The 17,694-nt window shown below is 63.8% G+C and carries 15 protein-coding genes; 4 read left to right on the top strand and 11 right to left on the bottom strand.

The window, feature by feature from the left end; translation table 11 throughout:
* Positions 1-25: 25 nt before the first annotated feature.
* Positions 26-478 carry a DUF421 domain-containing protein gene (locus ASF84_RS14600; protein WP_056839542.1) on the bottom strand — a complete coding sequence of 151 codons (453 nt, stop codon included), beginning with the start codon at positions 476-478 and terminating at the stop codon, positions 26-28.
* Positions 479-496: 18 nt separating this feature from the next.
* Complete coding sequence (locus ASF84_RS14595; RefSeq protein WP_056840152.1) at positions 497-1,003, bottom strand: hypothetical protein; 507 nt, start codon at positions 1,001-1,003, stop codon at positions 497-499.
* A 246-nt stretch (positions 1,004-1,249) separates the two neighbouring features.
* On the opposite strand from ASF84_RS14595, the gene ASF84_RS14590 reads away from it, so the two are divergent.
* From ASF84_RS14590 to pgm, 3 genes are all read left to right on the top strand, one after another.
* Complete coding sequence (locus tag ASF84_RS14590) at positions 1,250-2,953, top strand: amidase (RefSeq protein WP_056839540.1); 1,704 nt, start codon at positions 1,250-1,252, stop codon at positions 2,951-2,953.
* Positions 2,954-3,070: 117 nt separating this feature from the next.
* Positions 3,071-5,380: an ATP-dependent DNA helicase gene (locus tag ASF84_RS14585; protein WP_056839538.1), complete on the top strand. Its 2,310-nt coding sequence runs from the start codon at positions 3,071-3,073 to the stop codon at positions 5,378-5,380.
* Between the two features lie 111 nt (positions 5,381-5,491).
* Positions 5,492-7,132 carry a phosphoglucomutase (alpha-D-glucose-1,6-bisphosphate-dependent) gene (gene pgm, locus ASF84_RS14580; RefSeq protein ID WP_056839536.1) on the top strand — a complete coding sequence of 547 codons (1,641 nt, stop codon included), beginning with the start codon at positions 5,492-5,494 and terminating at the stop codon, positions 7,130-7,132.
* 22 nt (positions 7,133-7,154) lie between these two features.
* Here the strand turns inward: pgm and ASF84_RS14575 are convergent, their stop codons facing one another.
* The 6 genes from ASF84_RS14575 to ASF84_RS14550 all read right to left on the bottom strand — a co-directional run bounded on the left by ASF84_RS14575 (position 7,155) and on the right by ASF84_RS14550 (position 13,103).
* Positions 7,155-7,388 carry a hypothetical protein gene (locus tag ASF84_RS14575; protein WP_236709427.1) on the bottom strand — a complete coding sequence of 78 codons (234 nt, stop codon included), beginning with the start codon at positions 7,386-7,388 and terminating at the stop codon, positions 7,155-7,157.
* Between the two features lie 26 nt (positions 7,389-7,414).
* Positions 7,415-7,768, bottom strand: coding sequence for a hypothetical protein (locus ASF84_RS14570; protein WP_056839532.1), 354 nt, complete (start codon positions 7,766-7,768; stop codon positions 7,415-7,417).
* 544 nt (positions 7,769-8,312) lie between these two features.
* Positions 8,313-9,746: an aldehyde dehydrogenase gene (aldA, locus tag ASF84_RS14565; RefSeq protein ID WP_056839530.1), complete on the bottom strand. Its 1,434-nt coding sequence runs from the start codon at positions 9,744-9,746 to the stop codon at positions 8,313-8,315.
* A 33-nt stretch (positions 9,747-9,779) separates the two neighbouring features.
* Positions 9,780-10,580, bottom strand: a complete 801-nt coding sequence (locus tag ASF84_RS14560; protein WP_056839526.1) for an aldolase/citrate lyase family protein — start codon at positions 10,578-10,580, stop codon at positions 9,780-9,782.
* Between the two features lie 23 nt (positions 10,581-10,603).
* Positions 10,604-11,788: an L-rhamnonate dehydratase gene (rhmD, locus tag ASF84_RS14555; protein WP_056839525.1), complete on the bottom strand. Its 1,185-nt coding sequence runs from the start codon at positions 11,786-11,788 to the stop codon at positions 10,604-10,606.
* Between the two features lie 16 nt (positions 11,789-11,804).
* Complete coding sequence (locus ASF84_RS14550) at positions 11,805-13,103, bottom strand: MFS transporter (protein ID WP_056839524.1); 1,299 nt, start codon at positions 13,101-13,103, stop codon at positions 11,805-11,807.
* A gap of 146 nt (positions 13,104-13,249) precedes the next feature.
* Here ASF84_RS14550 and ASF84_RS14545 point away from each other — a divergent pair, with 146 nt between their 5' ends.
* Entirely contained in the window at positions 13,250-14,176 is a 927-nt protein-coding gene (locus ASF84_RS14545; protein WP_056839523.1) for a LysR family transcriptional regulator, read from the top strand.
* Between the two features lie 469 nt (positions 14,177-14,645).
* Here ASF84_RS14545 and ASF84_RS14540 read toward each other — a convergent pair whose 3' ends face one another.
* The 3 genes from ASF84_RS14540 to ASF84_RS14530 all read right to left on the bottom strand — a co-directional run bounded on the left by ASF84_RS14540 (position 14,646) and on the right by ASF84_RS14530 (position 17,595).
* Entirely contained in the window at positions 14,646-15,356 is a 711-nt protein-coding gene (locus ASF84_RS14540) for a hypothetical protein (protein ID WP_056839521.1), read from the bottom strand.
* A 90-nt stretch (positions 15,357-15,446) separates the two neighbouring features.
* A complete protein-coding gene (gene lldD / locus ASF84_RS14535) occupies positions 15,447-16,583 on the bottom strand; it encodes an FMN-dependent L-lactate dehydrogenase LldD (protein WP_056839519.1) in 1,137 nt (378 codons plus the stop codon).
* A 112-nt stretch (positions 16,584-16,695) separates the two neighbouring features.
* A complete protein-coding gene (locus ASF84_RS14530) occupies positions 16,696-17,595 on the bottom strand; it encodes a LysR family transcriptional regulator (RefSeq protein ID WP_056839517.1) in 900 nt (299 codons plus the stop codon).
* Positions 17,596-17,694: the final 99 nt, after the last annotated feature.

Here is a 17,694-nt window from a genome sequence, read left to right as displayed (position 1 = left end):
AGAACGGCTATTGCCCGGTGAACACTCAGGACGCTTGTTGGGCAGGAATGATCGAAATGGTCCCGTTACGCTCGATGATTGCGTAGCGAATCTGCTCCAGCCTGACCAGGCCCTGGCCAGTGCGTGCCGCCTCCAGCACGTCCTCTTCGGTCACGCGCGCCTCTTGCATGCGCAGGTGCAGCCATTGGCCGTTCTCGACGATGAGGGTTGGCCCGCCGTCCACCACGCGCGCCAGACGCCCGTAACGTCGCTTGAGGCGCGTGAAGCCGACGTCGATGGCAATCAGCGTGGCGATGATCAGAATCGAATTGGTAACCGAGAAGTCGTCGCCCAGCAAGGCCTGTTGGGTGGCCTCGCCGACGATCAACAGCAAGACGAAATCGAAAGTGGTCAGGTCGGCCAGGGAACGGCGCCCGGCGATCTTGAACAGCACCACCAGGACCAGGTACATCACCGCAGCGCGCAAGACGGCATCCATGAAAGGGTGACCTCCGTATCAGGGGTAAATGAACTTGCCGATGTCCAGCTCCGGCCCGTCCTGCAGGCCGATCACGCCGCGATAGCGCCCCACGCCGTTGCTGCGCAGGGTCAGGTACAGCGTGGCAATGCCTTGGGCATCGGCCTGCAGGGCGACCAGCAAGTCCTGGCCACGGCTGCGCGAAGGTGCCGGCAGCGGGTACATCGTTTCGATGGAATACCCTCGCAGCAACTCGCCGCCCACCACCACGTAATGAATCTTGCCGGGCGCACTGTGCGTAGAGATCACCAGGTCTTCCTGGGCACCATTGCGGCTGAAGCGCTCATACTCGACCTGCAGGCGTGCGTCTGCGGTGCGGGCCTGGACATGGCTGAGCGGCCCTTTGGAAAACAGACCGGCCAGGGCCAGGGCGATCAGCACCAGCAAGGCCAGCCAGCCGACCCGCTCGAAGCGCCAGAACCTGCGCTGCAAGGCCATGTCTTCCCGGACCGGTTCCTGCCGGTTGGCAAACTCGTTGTGGTGCATGAGCGATTCCTTGCGCATCCGCGCTGTTTTCATGCAGACCACAGCAAACCCGGGCTTGCTCATTTTTTCGTGCGCCGGGCGTCATGTCGTGCCTGCGTCTGCGCTTTGCTGCAATCAGACAATGCAGACCTGCGTATTGACGCCGGTGGCTGGCCCTGTCGAAATGGCCCGCCTGTGCCGTACCGGCTGTATCTGAAGCGCGTGCACGCAGCGCCCGCTTCGACCCGAATATGAGTGAACACCTCCATGATAGAAGTCACCGAAGTTTCCATTGCCCGGCTGCGCGCCGCGCTTGAGGCCGGCCAGACCACGGCGGTCGGGCTGGTCAAGGCGTACCTGGCCCGTATCGAGGCCTTTGATGGTCCGGGCACGGCCACCGCCCTCAATGCCGTGGTGGTGCGCAACCCCGAGGCGCTCGCCGAGGCCGAGGCCAGCGATGCCCGCCGTGCGCGCGGCCAGGTGCTGGGGCCGCTCGATGGCATTCCCTACACCGCCAAGGACAGTTATCTGGTCAAGGGCCTGACCGCGGCATCCGGCAGCCCGGCGTTCAAGGACCTGGTGGCGCACAAGGATGCTTTCACCGTCGAGCGCTTGCGCGCTGCCGGTGCCATCTGCCTGGGCAAGACCAATATGCCGCCCATGGCCAATGGCGGCATGCAACGCGGCGTTTATGGCCGTGCTGAAAGCCCCTATAACGGCGGTTACCTGACTGCCCCCTTTGCGTCGGGCTCCTCCAATGGCGCCGGCACGGCCACGGCCGCCAGTTTCGCCGCCTTTGGTCTGGCCGAAGAAACCTGGTCGAGCGGGCGCGGGCCGGCGTCCAATAACGGCTTGTGCGCCTATACACCTTCACGCGGGGTGATCTCGGTGCGCGGCAACTGGCCGCTGACCCCGACCATGGACGTGGTCGTGCCCTATGCGCGGACCATGGCCGACCTGCTCGAAGTGCTCGACGTGGTGGTGGCCGACGACCCCGACACCCGTGGCGATCTGTGGCGCCTGCAACCCTGGGTGCCGATCCCGAAAGCCTCGGCGGTGCGCCCGGCGTCCTACCCGGCGCTGGCGGCTGGCCCCGGTGCGCTGGCCGGCAAGCGGTTCGGTGTGCCGAAGATGTTCATCAACCAGGACCCGGAAATGGGCACCAGCGAGGCCCCCGGCATCGGTGGCCCGACCGGCCAGCGCATCGACACGCGGCCAGCGGTGATCGACTTGTGGGCACAGGCCCGCCAGGCGTTGCTGGCCGCCGGTGCCGAGGTGGTCGAGACCGATTTCCCTCTGGTGTCCAACTGCGAAGGCGACCGCCCGGGCGCGCCGACGGTGTTCAATCGTGGCCTGGTCTCCAAAGCCTTCATGCACGATGAACTGTGGGAATTGTCGGGCTGGGCCTTCGACGACTTTTTGCGCGCCAATGGCGATCCGGCCTTGAACCGCCTGGAAGATGTCGACGGTGCGCAGATTTTCCCACATGACCCTGGCACCTTGCCCAACCGCGAAGATGAACTGGCGGCGGGTATGGACGAGTACGTGAACATGGCCAAACGGGGCATTACGCCCTGGGACCGCATTGCCACATTGCCGGACGGCTTGCGTGGCCTTGAACAGACGCGACGCCTCGATCTGGAAGAGTGGATGGATCGTCTGCAACTGGACGCGGTGATCTTTCCCACCGTGGCCGACGTGGCGCCTGCCGATGCCGACGTCAACCCGGCGTCCAACGACATTGCCTGGCGCAACGGGGTCTGGGTCGCCAATGGCAACCTTGCCATCCGCCATCTGGGCGTGCCGACCGTGACTGTGCCCATGGGGGTAATGGCCGACATCGGCATGCCGGTGGGCCTGACTTTCGCCGGGCGCGCCTATGACGACAACGCGTTGCTGCATCTGGCCTCGGCCTACGAGGCCACCGGCAACAAACGCCGGGTGCCGCCGCGCACGCCGCCGCTGGCGTAAGGCCGGGCAGGGTGGTGCGGTCGTGCGCACCACCGATCCATTTCCATTTGCCAGCATGGGGCCGGCTGGTTACTGTGCGCCCATCCAGTGCCCCTTTGCCGATGGTTGAACCGCGCAGTGACCCTTCCAAGCCCTTTACCGCCATCGCCCGGCGCTGAGCCGGTGCCCGCGCGCTACACCGTCGCGGTGCGGGCCTTGTGCGAGTTCACGGCCAAGGCCGGTGACCTGGACCTGCGCTTTACCCCGTCACCCACGGCGCTTGAAGGCATGCTCGGGCACCAGACCGTGGCCACCCGGCGCGGCGCGGCCTATCAGGCCGAGGTGTCGCTGACGGGTGAGCATGGCGCCCTGACCGTACGCGGCAGGGCCGATGGCTACGACCCGATCCTCAACCAGCTTGAGGAGGTCAAGACCTACCGTGGTGACCTGGACGCCATGCCCGAGAACCATCGCCAGTTGCACTGGGCGCAGGTCAAGGTCTATGGCTGGCTGTTGTGCCAGCAACGCCAGTTGCGCGAAGTGACGCTGGCGCTGGTGTATTTCAATGTCGCCACCGAGCGCGAGACGCTGATCCGCCAGCACGTCAGCCGTGATGAACTGCACGCGTTCTTTGTGCACCAGTGCGACCTGTTCCTGCACTGGGCCGGGCAGGAGCTGGCGCACAGCGGCGCACGCAACCAGGCGCTGACCGACCTTGGTTTTCCGCACGAGGCCTTTCGGACCGGTCAGCGGGTTTTGGCCGAGTCGGTCTATAAAGCCGTAAGCACCGGCCGTTGCCTGATGGCCCAGGCGCCGACCGGCATTGGCAAGACCCTGGGCACCCTGTTTCCGTTGCTCAAGGCCATGCCGGTGCGTGGGCTGGACAAAGTGCTGTTTCTGACCGCCAAGACCCCCGGTCGCCAACTGGCCCTCGATGCCCTGGCAACCCTTGGCCGGCATGCACCGGGCCTGCCATTGCGGGTGCTGGAAATGGTCGCCCGCGACAAGGCCTGCGAGCACCCGGACAAAGCCTGCCATGGCGACTCCTGCCCGCTGGCCCAGGGGTTCTACGACCGCTTGCCGGCGGCCCGGCAGGCCGCTGTGCAACAGCCGTGGCTGAGCCAGGCCGGGGTGCGCGAGGTGGCGCTGGCGCATCAGGTGTGCCCGTATTACCTGAGCCAGGAGCTGGCGCGCTGGGCCGACGCGGTGATTGCCGACTACAACTACTGGTTCGACCTGAACGCCATGCTGTTCGGCCTGGCCCAGCTTAACCAGTGGCAGGTCGCGGTGCTGGTGGACGAAGCGCACAACATGGTCGACCGCAGCCGACAGATGTACAGCGCCAGCCTTGACCAACAGGCGCTGGCCGAGGTCATCAGCGAAGCGCCGGAGCCAGTGAAAAAGGCCCTGCAGCGCCTCAACCGGCAATGGAGTGCCTTGAACAAGGCCCAGTCCCACCCTTACCAGGCCCATGCGCAGTTGCCCGGCAAATGGCTGGCCAGCCTGACCGGCTGCATCACCACATTGGGTGACTACTTCAATGAACACCCGCAGCAGGTTCATGCCGCCGCCTTGCAGGGGTTGTATCTGGAGATGATCGGCTTTACACGCATTGCCGAGCTGTTCGATGAGCATTTCATTTTCGACGTTCTGGTGCGCGACATCGGCCGCCAGCGCAGCCGCTCACGCCTGAGCCTGCGCAACGTGGTGCCGGCGCGCTTTATCGGCCCGCGGCTGAACGCGGCGCGCAGCACGGTGCTGTTTTCTGCGACCCTGACGCCACAGCGCTTCTACACCGACCTGCTGGGTTTGCCGGGCACCACGGTGTGGATCGATGTCGAGTCGCCGTTTCATCACGAGCAGCTGCAAGTGAACATCGTCAGTCGCATTTCGACCCGCTACACCCACCGCCAGGCGTCGCTGGCGCCCATCGTGGCGCTGATGGCCGAGCAGTACCAGACGCGCCCCGGCAACTACCTGGCGTTTTTCAGCAGCTTCGATTACCTGCAACAGGTGCTTGAACTGATGCGCATCACCTATCCAGAGGTGCCGGTATGGAGCCAGTCCCGGGGCATGAGCGAGGCCGAGCGCCAGGGCTTTCTGGAGCGCTTTACCCCCACCAGCCAGGGCATCGGCTTTGCCGTGCTGGGCGGCGCCTTCGGTGAAGGTATCGACCTGCCGGGCGCGCGGCTGATCGGCGCATTCATTGCCACCCTGGGGCTGGCCCAGCTCAACCCGGTCAACGAACAGTTCAAACAGCGCATGGCCGGGTTGTTCGGTGACGGCTACGATTACACCTACCTGTACCCCGGCATCCAGAAAGTGGTGCAGGCTGCAGGCCGGGTGATCCGTACCCAGGATGACCGGGGCGTGGTGATGCTGATCGATGATCGCTTTGCCGAACCCAAGGTGCAGCGGCTGTTCCCGTCCTGGTGGCGGCTGCACTAGCTTTTTTAGGGAATCAAAATCGGGCATAACAGTCGAAGTGCCAGTAAACTGCCGCTGGTCTGGTTTTTTCCTACGTAACCAGCCGCTATTTCTTATTTAAATGGAGGTTGCATGAGTCTGAGTCCCCTCGCCGGAAAGCTGGCCCCTGAGCATTTGCTGGTCGATATCCCTCGGCTGGTCACGGCCTACTACACCGGCCAGCCGGATGCGTCGGTGACCACCCAGCGTGTGGCCTTCGGGACTTCCGGGCATCGCGGCACCTCTTTTGAATTGAGCTTCAACGAATGGCACGTCCTGGCCATCAGCCAGGCGATCTGCCTGTACCGCCAGAGCAAGGGCATCGACGGCCCGCTGTTCCTGGGCGCCGACACCCACGCGCTGTCGACCCCGGCCAGTGCCACGGCCCTGGAAGTGCTGGCCGCCAACGGTGTTCAGGTGATGATCGCCGTCGGCGACGAATACACCCCGACACCGGCGGTGTCCCATGCCATCCTTTGCTACAACCGTGGCCGTACCAGCGGCCTGGCCGATGGCATTGTCATCACGCCGTCGCACAATCCACCGCAGAGCGGCGGCTTCAAGTACAACCCGCCCAATGGTGGCCCGGCCGACAGCGATGTCACCAAGTGGATCGAGAACAAGGCCAACGAACTGCTGGCCGAGCAGGTCGTGGGGGTGTCGCGCGTCAGCCATGAAAAGGCCCTGCGGGCCGACACCACCCATCGTCACGATTACCTCAATACCTATGTTGCTGACCTGAAAAGCGTCATTGACCTGGATGCGATTCGCCATTCGGGCCTGAAGCTGGGCGTCGATCCGCTGGGCGGGGCCGGTGTGCGCTACTGGCAGGCCATTGCCGAGCACTACAACCTGGACCTGGACGTGGTCAATCCGCACGTCGATCCGACCTTCCGCTTCATGAGCGTCGACTGGGACGGCCAGATCCGCATGGACCCGTCTTCCAGCCATGCGATGCAGAGCCTGATCGGCCTCAAGGACCGTTACCAGATCGCCTTCGCCTGCGACCCGGACCACGACCGCCATGGCATTGTCACGCCCACCGGCGGCCTGATGACCCCCAACAGCTACCTGGCGGTGGCCATCGATTACCTGTATCAGAATCGTCCGCAGTGGCGTGCCGATGCGGCCGTGGGCAAGACCGTGGTCAGCAGCGGCCTGATCGACCGGGTCGCCGCACGCCTGGGTCGCACGCTGTATGAAGTGCCGGTGGGTTTCAAGTACTTTGCTCAGGGCCTGTACGAAGGCTCGCTGGGCTTTGGCGGCGAAGAAAGCGCCGGGGCGTCGTTCCTGCGTCGCGATGGCAGCGTCTGGAGCACGGACAAGGACGGCCTGATCCCGGCGTTGCTGGCGGCCGAAATGACCGCCACCAGCGGCAAGAACCCCAGCGAGCGCTATGCCGCGCTGACCGCCGAGCTGGGCGAGCCGTTTTCCACCCGTGTCGACGCCAAGGCCAACCCGCAGCAGAAAGCCGCACTGGGCAAGCTGTCGCCCGACCAGGTCACCTCCACCGAATTGGCCGGCGAACCGATCCAGCGCGTGCTCAGCCACGCGCCGGGCAACGACCAGGCCATTGGTGGTCTGAAAGTAATGACGGAGAACGGCTGGTTCGCTGCGCGTCCTTCTGGCACTGAAGACATCTATAAGATCTACGCCGAGAGCTTCATTGGCAACGATCACCTGCAGCGTCTGGTTGCACAAGCCCAGACCCTGGTGGACACCGCCATTCGCTAAAACCCATGGGTGTCCGGGCGGATCAGTCCGCCTGGGCACGCTTGAGGCGACGGTTCTTGCAATACCCCCGGATATTCATGCCCGCCAGCAGCACCTGCAGCACGATCAGTGCCCAGGCGCTGGCGTGCAGCCCCCAGATTACCCACAGCACATTGCTCAGGCAGAAGCACCAGAAGCCGATCATGCGTTGGCGCGGTGTCTTGCAGCCGGTGAACCAGGCCGCCAGAACGGTAATGGCCATCGCTGGCCATTGCATCAGGTCAATCCACATCGCTGTACCACTTACTGACTTTCGCGAGGGCTGTCTTTCCTGGGCTCATCGTCAGGGGTTTTGGGCACGTGCGTGCCGGGTGCTTGACGCTCGACGGCCGGTTCTTTTTCAAGATCCTGTCGGCCATCAGGCGTCATGCGGGTTTCCGGGCGTATGTTATTGCCATCAGTGCCATTGCTGTCGCTGGGGTCAGCCGACCGGGTGCCAGGGGGTAACGCCGAGCCACCGGGGGTCATGGGCTGCTGGCCGAGGCCGGCCGGAATGTCACTGACAGTCGCCGCGGTGGCGGTGGCTGCCAGGGCAGGGATGGTCAATAGGCAAGCCAAGCCCGCCGTGGCCAGTGCATGACGCAATGAAGTCTTCATGGGTACACCTCTTGATCAAACCCGGGCCGTCTTGAAGGGCGGCCCTGATAACGGCCGGATTGACGGTCCGTCTCCCTTGAAAGACCGGCTGAAACCGGCCACTCATGAGCTTGGGAAAGAAAACCGCCCGGCAAAGTTTGATAAAGATCGCTGCGCTGCGACGAATGGACAGTATGGGAGGCAGCTCGTTGCTGGCGATGGCTATGGGACAGGCGCAGCAGGTGTATGRGYCTTGCTGGCCTCATCGCCGGCAGAGCCGCCTCCCACAGGATTTGATGTCGCCCAAGGTCTCGGGACTGGCCACAGACTGTGGGAGGCGGCTTGCCGGCGATGGCTATTTAACAGGCGCAGCAGGTGTATGRGTCTTGCTGGCCTCATCGYCGGCAGAGCCGGCTCCCACAGGATTGATGTGACCCTGAATTTCGGACCTGGCATCAGACTGTGGGAAGCAACTGGCGATAGCGGCAATGAATCTGCCGCATGTTTATCGTTTGTCTTATCGAAGTCGCGAGCAGAGCTCCCTCCCGCGGATCATGCATTACGATCAGGCCTGCAGATAAACCACATGCGTATGGGTGTATTCATACAGTCCGTGCTTGCCATCCGCGCCGCCCATGCCCGATTTGCGCACCCCGGCATGGAAGCCCTGCATGGCCTCGAAGTTCTCCCGGTTGATGTAGGTTTCGCCAAAGTCGATTTCGCGCATGGCGTGCATCGCCTTGCTCAGGTCGCGGGTATAGAGCGAGGAGGTGAGGCCATATTCGCAGTCGTTGGCCAGGGCGATCGCTTCGTCCAGGTCATCGACGATCTGGATCGGCAGCACCGGGCCGAAAATCTCTTTGCGCATGATCTCCATGCCCGCGTTGCACCCGGCCAGCACGGTCGGCTGGTAATGAAAGCCCATGCCCTGGTCGGCCACCTGGCCGCCGGTGATCAACTGTGCGCCCTGGGCCTGTGCGTTGCGCACCTTGGCCGCCACGCTCTCCAGGCCCTGGCGGTTGATCAGTGGGCCCATTTCCACCGAGCTGTCGGCCAGCGGGTCGCCATAGCGCGTGGCGGCCATGGCCGCGCTGACCTTCTCGATGAACTGATCGGCGATGCTGCGCTCGACATACACTCGCTCGGCGCAGTTGCACACCTGGCCGGTGTTGATGATGCGCGAGTCACGAATGGCTCGCACCGCCAGGTCCAGGTCGGCATCGGCCAGCACGATGGCCGGTGCCTTGCCGCCCAGCTCCAGGTTGAGCTTGGTGATGTTGGGCGCCGCAGCACTCATGATCCGCGCACCGGTCTCGACGCTACCGGTAAAGCTGATCATGTCCACCTGGCGGTGCGCGGTCAGGGCGGCCCCCACGCTGCCGTCGCCGCAGACCACATTGAACACCCCCGCTGGCAGGTCGATCTCGGCCACCAGGCGGGCGAATTCGAAGCAGTTATTGGGGGTTTCTTCACTGGGCTTGATCACGATGGTGTTGCCGGTGACCAGCGCCGGCGCCATCTTGCGGGCGATCAGGAAGAACGGGAAATTCCACGGCAGAATGCCGGCCACCACACCCAGCGGCTTGCGGAACATGAAGATGTTCTCGCCGGGACGGTCGCTGGTGATGATCTCGCCTTCGATGCGCCGCGCCCATTCGGCCATGTAGTCCAGGTAATCGGCGGTGAAATTCACTTCCACCTCGGCCAGGGCCGAAATCTTGCCTTGCTCCAGGGTGATGGTGCGCGCCAGGTGCGGCACGTTTTCACGAATCTTGCTGGCAATCCTGCGCAGGTAGCCTGCCCGTTCATTGGCCGGGCGGCGGCCCCAGGCGGATTGGGCGGCGCGGGCCGCCGCCAGGGCGGCGTCGACCTGGCTGGCATCGGAGGCGGGCACCTTGGCCAGCAAGGTGCCGGTGGCCGGATTGAAGACATCCAGGTGCTCGGTGCTGCTGACGAACCGGCCGTTGATGTAGTTCTCGTAGATCGGCAAAGCAGTCATGTTCGATGTTCCTGTTCGATAGGTACGCAAGACTCAGTAAGTGCGCGACGCCGGGCGCTGTTCGGTTGTTTCCCGGTAGCGCGCCAGGTTGCTCAGGGCGGCCTGGCGCATCAGGCTGATGTCGATGGCCACGGCGATGAACTGGCACCCCCAGCCTTGATAGCGCCGTGCGTCCTCCTCGGCGGGCGCCAGGATGCCGCAAGCCTTGCCGGCGGCCAGGGTGGCGTCGATGGCCTGGCGGATCTTGTCCTGCACCTCGGGGTGCGACGGGTTGCCGATATGACCCAGCCCGGTAGAGAGGTCGGCAGGACCGATGAACACCGCATCGACGCCTTCGACCGCGGCGATGGCCGCGACGTTTTCGACCCCGGCCCGCGACTCGACCTGCACGATCAGGCACAGCTGTTCGTGCGCGGTGTTGATGTAGTCGGGCACCGCGTCCCAGCGCGTTGCGCGGGTCAGGCCGCCGCCGACGCCCCGGATGCCGTGCGGCGGGTAGCGCATGGCCTGCACCAGGGCACGGGCCTGTTCGGCGGTTTCGACCATCGGGATCATCAGGGTCTGGGTGCCGATGTCCAGCAACTGCTTGATCAGCACCGCATCATGACCGACTGCACGCACCACGGGCGCCGTGGTGTAGGGTGCCACGGCCTGCAGCTGGGCCAGCACCGACGGCACGGTGTTGGGGGCGTGTTCGCCGTCGATCAGCATCCAGTCATAGCCAAAACTGGCGGTGATTTCCGCGCCGTAGCCGGTGGCAAAGCCGGCCCAGATGCCGTATTGCGGCTCGCCTTTGGCCAGGGCGGCCTTGAACGCGTTGTGGGGCATGCTCATGAGAGGGTTCCTGTGCAAAAGAATCAGTGCTGATACGGCCGATGCAGCTGGCATTCAGGGTTCAGGTCGACGCCAAAGCCTGGCTTGTCGAGTTTCGACAGGCGCATGCGGCCGTTTTCCGGCACCGGCTCGCCGAGCAGTTGCGGGTGGAACATCGGCACCACTTCATCGGCCTTGGGCGCCATCATCAGAAATTCCGCAAACGGACTGTTGGTACGCGTGGCCACGAAGTGGTAGCTGTAGACCGACGAGCCGTGCGGCACCACCATGGCGCTGTGGGCGTCGGCCAGGGCCGAGATCTTGATCAGTTCGGTGATGCCACCGCACCAGCCGACATCGGGCTGGATGATGTCGCAGCAGCCCATCTCCAGCAGCATGCGAAAGCCCCAGCGGGTGGCTTCGTGCTCGCCGGTGGTCACCAGCATGCCGGTGGGCACGTTTTTCTTCAGGGCGGCATAGCCCCAGTAGTCGTCGGGCGACAGCGCCTCTTCGATCCACTTCAGGCCGAACTCGTGGGCGCCCTGGGCCAGGCGGGTGGCGTAGTTGAGGTCCAGGCTCATCCAGCAGTCGAGCATCAGCCAGAAGTCCTTGCCGACCCGCTCGCGCATCACCGCCAGGTGCTCAAGGTTCTTGCGCAGGCCTTCTTCACCTTCGGCCGGGCCGTGGTGCAAGGGCAGCTTGCCACCGATGAAACCCATCTTCTGGGCCAGGTCCGGGCGGGCGCCGGTGGCGTAGAACTGCAGTTCGTCGCGCACCGCGCCGCCCAGCAGTTGATGCACCGGCTCCTGGCGCACCTTGCCCAGCAGGTCCCACAGCGCCAGGTCAATGCCGGAAATGGTGTTGATCACCAGGCCCTTGCGCCCGTAGTACTGCGACGAGAAGTACATCTGGTCCCAGATGCGCTCGATGTCGGTGACCTTGGCGCCCTCGACGAAGCGCGCCAGGTGTTTTTCGACGATATAGGCCGCTGGTTCACCGCCGGTGGTCACCGCAAAGCCAACATTGCCGTCGCTGTCCTCGACCTCGACCACCAGCGTGCCCAGCACGTTGATGCCGAAGCTGCGCCGGCTCTGGCGGTATTCGGGGTATTTGCTCATGGGGGTGGCGATATGGTCGTCGATCCAGTGACCGTCGCCCTGGTCGTGGTAATCGGCGCCACCGCCTCGCAGAACGTAGGCGCGAACGTGTTTGATGGTCGGAGTGGCCATGGTGGATGCCTCTTGATCAATGCTGGAAGGTTGGCTGCTTGTGCGGCTGGGCCGTGCGCGGGGCACGAATGCCCATCACCAGCGCGGCAGCGATGAAAGTGGTTACGGCCAGCAGGTACAGGCCTGCCGCCGGGGACTGGAAGGCGCCTTCGGCCCAGTTCTTGAGAATGGGCGCGATAAACCCGCCCAGGGCGCCGAAGGAGTTGATCAGCGCAATGGCGCCAGCGGCTGCGGAGCCGGCCAGAAAGCTGCCCGGAAAGGTCCAGAACACCGGCTGCACGGCAATGAAGCCCGACGCGGCAAAGCACAGGGCCAGAATGCCCAGCACCGGGTTGGCGAAGGTCACCGAGGCGGCGATGCCGAGCCCGGAGACCACCAGGGTCAGGGCGGCCACGGTGCGGCGCTGGCCGGTACGATCGGCGATGCCGGGGATTTTCCAGGCGGCGATCAAGGCGCAGACCCAGGGAATGGCGCCGACAATGCCGACCATCAGCCCGACCTTGGTGCCCAGCAGGCCGGCGACCTGGGTGGGCAGGTAAAAGACCACGCCGTAGACGCTGGCCTGGATCAGCAGGTAGATCAGGCACAGGTACAGCACGCTCGGCTGGCACAGCACCTTGAGCAGGCTGCCGTGGCTTTGCTTCTGGCTGTCTTCGGCGTCCAGCACGCCTTGCAACTGCGTGCGCTCCTGTGCAGTCAGCCATTTGGCATCGGCAGGGCGGTTGTCCAGGTAAAAGTACGCCCAGATGCCCACCGCACTGGCCATCAGGCCCTCCACGGCGAACAGCCACTGCCAGCCGTGGCTGCCCAGCACGCCGTCCAGCTCCAGCAGCAGGCCCGACAACGGGCTGCCGAAGATGAATGCCAGCGGTGCCCCGAAGTAAAAGAAACCCATGGCCTTGCCGCGTGCGGCACTGGGAAACCAGTAGGTGAGGTAGAGGATCACGCCCGGGAAAAAGCCGGCTTCAGCCACACCCAGCAGAAAGCGCAAGACATAGAAGGTGGTTTCGTTGTGGGCAAAGACCATGGCGGCCGAGACCAGGCCCCAGGTGACCATGATCCGGCACATCCACAGCTTGGCGCCGACCCGGTGCATGATCAGGTTGCTGGGCACTTCCAGCAGCGCGTAGCCGACAAAGAAGACCCCGGCACCGAAGGCAAACGCGGCATCGCTGATGCCGGTGTCGGCCTGGAACGCCTGTTTGGCAAAGCCGACATTGGCACGGTCCAGAAAGGCCATGATGTACATCAACAGCAGGAAGGGCAGCAGCCGCCAGGAGACCTTGGCCAGCAATGAGGCAGGGAGAGTGTTCACGTCAGCTTCCTTTTTGGAATTATTCGACTGAGTAACAGCGGATGATCTTTCTTGTGGAACAAACTCTACTGCGTACCTATGATGCATGACCAATCGAAATTAGCTGTTGGCCGATACCTTGAGGGTATCGGTCTAAAGAGGGTTGCATGAGCGATCACCACCTGTTTGGCCGGCTGCGCTACAAGCATTTGCAGATGCTGATGATGCTCGGCTCCAGCCTCAACCTGCACCGCGCCTCGGTGAGCATGAACATGTCGCAGCCGGCCGCCAGCCGCATGCTGCAAGAGATCGAGGACATGTTTGGCTGCGAGCTGTTCGAGCGTTTGCCGCGCGGCATGCAGCCCACGGCGCTGGGCCGCGAGCTGCTGCGCTTTGCCGAGGCGGCGCTGAGTGGCCTGGATCGCTGCGCGGCCGACCTGGCGGCGCGTCAGCAGGGTGGCTATGGCTACCTGGCGATTGGCACCATCATGGGCGCCGCACCGGACCTGGTCATGCATGCGGTGGCCGAAATCAAGGCGCTCAATCCGCGCCTGCGCCTGCGCATCATGGGCGACACCAGTGATCAGGTCGTGCAGTTGCTGGAGCAGGGACGGGTGGACATTGCCGTGGCCCGGCGTGACTTGAGCAATGACCGCGAACAATACGAGTTCGAGCCCCTGGGTAACGAGCAACTGATTGCCGTGGTGCACAGCGGCCACCCGTTGGCCGACAGGGCGGTACTGCACTGGCACGAGCTGGTGAGGGACTGGCCATGGATTCTGCAACCGCAATCAAGCCCGGCGCGGGTGGCCTTCGAACAGGCGCTGCTGCGCCATGAACTGCCGATGCCGGCGGACATCATCGAATGCAGTTCGGTGTACTCGATGCAGCAACTGGTGCAACTGACCGATGCGGTGATGGTGCTGTCGGAGTCGGCCATGCGCGACTACCTGAAAATGGGCCTGGTCACCGCGCTGCCGATCAGCATTGATGCACAAATGGCGCCCTTCGGATTGCTGCGGCGTAAAAATGAACCGATCAGTCGGGAACTACAGCTGTTCATTGATCTGCTGCGCCGGCGCGCTGTCGCGTAGCCCCGATCTGTAGGAGCGACCAACGGTCGCGAGAAGACCCGCATGATTACAGCGGCATTCGCGACCGCTGGTCGCTCCTATGGAGTCATGCCCGTCAGTCAGGCCTCGGCGCGGGCCTTTGGGAGACAGCAACTGTCTGGCGATGGCTATATGACAGGCGCAGCAGGTGTATGGGCCTTGCTGGCCTCATCGTCGGATCGCCGCCCGGAGCAGAGCCCCTTCCCACCGGATTGATGAGCCCCCGGATTTTGTGCCTGGCCCCGGACTGTGGGAGGCAGCTCTGCTGGCGATCGGCTGCGCAGCAGTCGTAAGTTTTCAGCGTCTAATCAATTTCCGTGAGCGCTTTGCGCTCAATCGCCGGCAAGCCGCCTCCCACAACGTTTTTTAATAAAACTCAATAAAATCAATAATTTATTTTATTTTTGGTAGGAGGGTGATTTGCCGGCCGGCCGTGTGTTGCGCTGACAGGTTACGAAGGGGTGTCGGTTGGCTTCATCTCGATCACTTCAGACTTGAACGGCTCGTACTGGCCCTTGCTCCATAACTGGCTGGTGAACCAGCCGGCGACTTTTTCGCTGGTCAGTTCGTTGTCCTTGCGCTCGATGAACAGGGCACCCAGGTCGATGGTCTTGGCGAAGTTTTCCTTGTTCAGGACATACTCGCCCATCAAGTTGCCACCCCACGGCGCGTCGGCGTCGACCATGGCAATCGCGGAGTCGCGGTAGAGGACGGCCGAGGTTGTCAGGCTTTCCGATGCATTCAACAACGAGTCGAGCTGCTCCATTTCCGGGCCGCTCAGTTGGCCGCCGCTGTTGATCGCCTTGAGGCTGCCGTCTTCGACAATGGTGAAACTGAAGTTCTTGTCGGCCAGTTCCGGAAACCGTGAGGCCAGGCCGGCCTTGAAGTCAGCGTAGGAAAGCTCAAGCGCGTTATAGGCTTCCTTGTACTGGGCCGCCGCGGCCTTGAAGATCGTGTTTTCAGGGATGCCGGCCCAGGCAGGCTTGATCGGCTGGCCGCTGACGCCGCTGCCGGAATCGGGTTGGTAGAGGGCGGCGGGCGTGATCAGGGTCTTGACGGTGCCGGCGTCCAGCAAGTCGGCTTGGACCTTGATGGACTCGGTCGAGCGGGTCAGGTTGACGGTGGTCGATGGGTTGAAAAGGGTATTGAGCGAGACATCCATCTCATCACTCCATGATTGGTGGGCGTACAGAACTGATCGGCCGTACCGCCGGAAACTGTAATGTCGACTGCTTTTATCCTGACCGGCGGTTCAGGTCCGCACCAGTGAATCAGCGTTGATCTCGGCAATCGAACGGGCCCCGGTCAGGACCATGGCCACGCGCATTTCCTTCTCGATCAGTTCCAGCAGGTGACTGACGCCCGCGCCACCGGCTGCGGCCAGCGCATAGATAAAGGCCCGGCCGAGCATCACGCTGTCGGCGCCCAGGGCAATCATGCGCAGCACGTCCAGGCCGTTGCGAATACCGGAATCGGCCAGGATGGCCAGGCGGCCCTTGACCGCATCGGCAATCGCCGGCAGCGCCCGGGCCGTGGACGGTACGCCATCGAGCTGGCGGCCGCCGTGGTTGGACACCACGATGCCGTCGGCGCCAAAGCTCACCGCATCGCGGGCGTCTTCGGCGTCGAGGATGCCCTTGATGATCATCGGACCTTGCCAGAACTCGCGAATCCACTCCAGGTCCTTCCAGGAAATGGACGGGTCGAAGTTGGCGCCCAGCCAGCCGATGTAGTCGGCCAGGCCGGTAGGGTGGCCGCGGTAAGCCGAGATATTGCCCAGGTCGTGCGGCCGCCCGTTGAGGCCCACGTCCCAGGCCCAGGCCGGGTGGGTGAAGGCTTGCAGCATGCGCCGCAGCGGCGCGTTCGGACCGCTCATGCCCGAGTGCGCATCGCGGTAGCGTGCGCCCGGCACCGGCATGTCGACAGTGAATACCAGCGTCGTGACCCCGGCGGCCCTGGCGCGCTCCAGGGCGTTCTTCATGAAACCGCGGTCCTTGAGCACATACAGCTGGAACCACATGGGTCGCTTGATCGCCGGGGCGACTTCCTCGATGGGGCACACCGACACGGTCGACAAGGTGAAGGGGATGCCCTTGGCATCGGCGGCCCGGGCCGCCTGCACTTCGCCACGGCGCGCGTACATGCCAGTCAGGCCGACCGGCGCCAGCACCACCGGCATGGCCAGGGTTTCGCCCAGCAACTGCGTTTGCAGGCTCAGGTCCGACATGTTGCGCAACACCCGCTGGCGCAACGCAATATCGGCCAGATCGGCGACATTGCGCTTCAAGGTGTGCTCGGCATAGGCGCCGCCATCGATGTAGTGGAACAGGAACGGCGGCAGCTTGCGTTGGGCAACGGCGCGGTAGTCGGTGGAAGCCGAAATGATCATGGCGGGAGCATTCTCTGTTGTTCGCGTTTGCGACAGTCTAGAGGCAGAGGCCTATAACAGACCATTGCGATTTAGCGAGCAGTCGATACCTTGCGGTTATCGATACACCGGCTCAATCGCTGAACAGTTCAAACATCAGGTCGCGAAACCACTGGTTGGCCGGGTCCTTGTGGTAGCGCGCATGCCAGAACAGATTGATAGCGATTTCCGGCAGCGGCACCGGCAAGGGCAGGGCGACCAGGTCGAAGGGCACCAGGCAGGTCGAGGCAAAGCGCTCGGGCACGGTGGCCACCAGGTCGCTGCGCTGCAAAATATGCCCCACGGCCACGAAATGCGGCACTTGCAGGCGAATGTCGCGCTGCAGACCGGCGCGGCGCAGGTGCTGCTCGACCTCGCCGTGGCCGGTGCTGGTGGCCGCCACATGGACATGGGCCTGGCGACAGAAATCATCACTGGTCATGGGCTGGCGCGTCAGCGGATGGTCGCGCCGGCACAGGCACACGTAGCGATGGATAAACAGTCGGCGCTGATAGAAGCCATTCTGCAGGTCCGGTTGCAGGCCGACCGCCAGATCGACCGTTCCACCGGCCAGTCCTTCGGACAACTGTGCATCGCTGCGTACGGTGGTGACCGACACACCGGGGGCGCGCTGCAGCAAGGCCTCGATCAGGCGCGGCATGAACCAGATCTCACCGATGTCGGTCATGGCCAGGGTAAAGCGCCGCAGGCTCGACGTCGGGTCGAACGCTATCCTGGGCTGCAAGGCTTGCCCCAGCAACGCCAAGGCCTGCGCCACCGGTTTGGCCAGGCTGGCCGCATACGGGGTGGGCTGCATGCCCCGCCCGGTGCGCACGAACAATTCGTCGTTGAGCGCGGTGCGCAGGCGCTTGAGGGCGTTGCTCATGGCCGGCTGGCTGAGCCCGAGGTGTTCGGCGGCGACCGAGACCTGCTGGTCGATCAGCAGTTGATGCAGCACCAGCAGCAGGTTGAGGTCGAGGTCGCGCAGGTTCATACGGGCCAATTCCAATTCGTAGACATCATGTTGATAGGCCGAGCCCGGATCCAGAGTACTTGTGGGAACGACCCGCGGTCGCGAAAGGGCCGGTAAGCT

This window comes from Pseudomonas sp. Leaf127, assembly GCF_001423155.1.
Classification (GTDB): Bacteria; Pseudomonadota; Gammaproteobacteria; order Pseudomonadales; family Pseudomonadaceae; genus Aquipseudomonas; species Aquipseudomonas ovata.
Note: the sequence above shows the minus strand (reverse complement) of the source record. Positions and strands in the feature narration are given on the sequence as shown.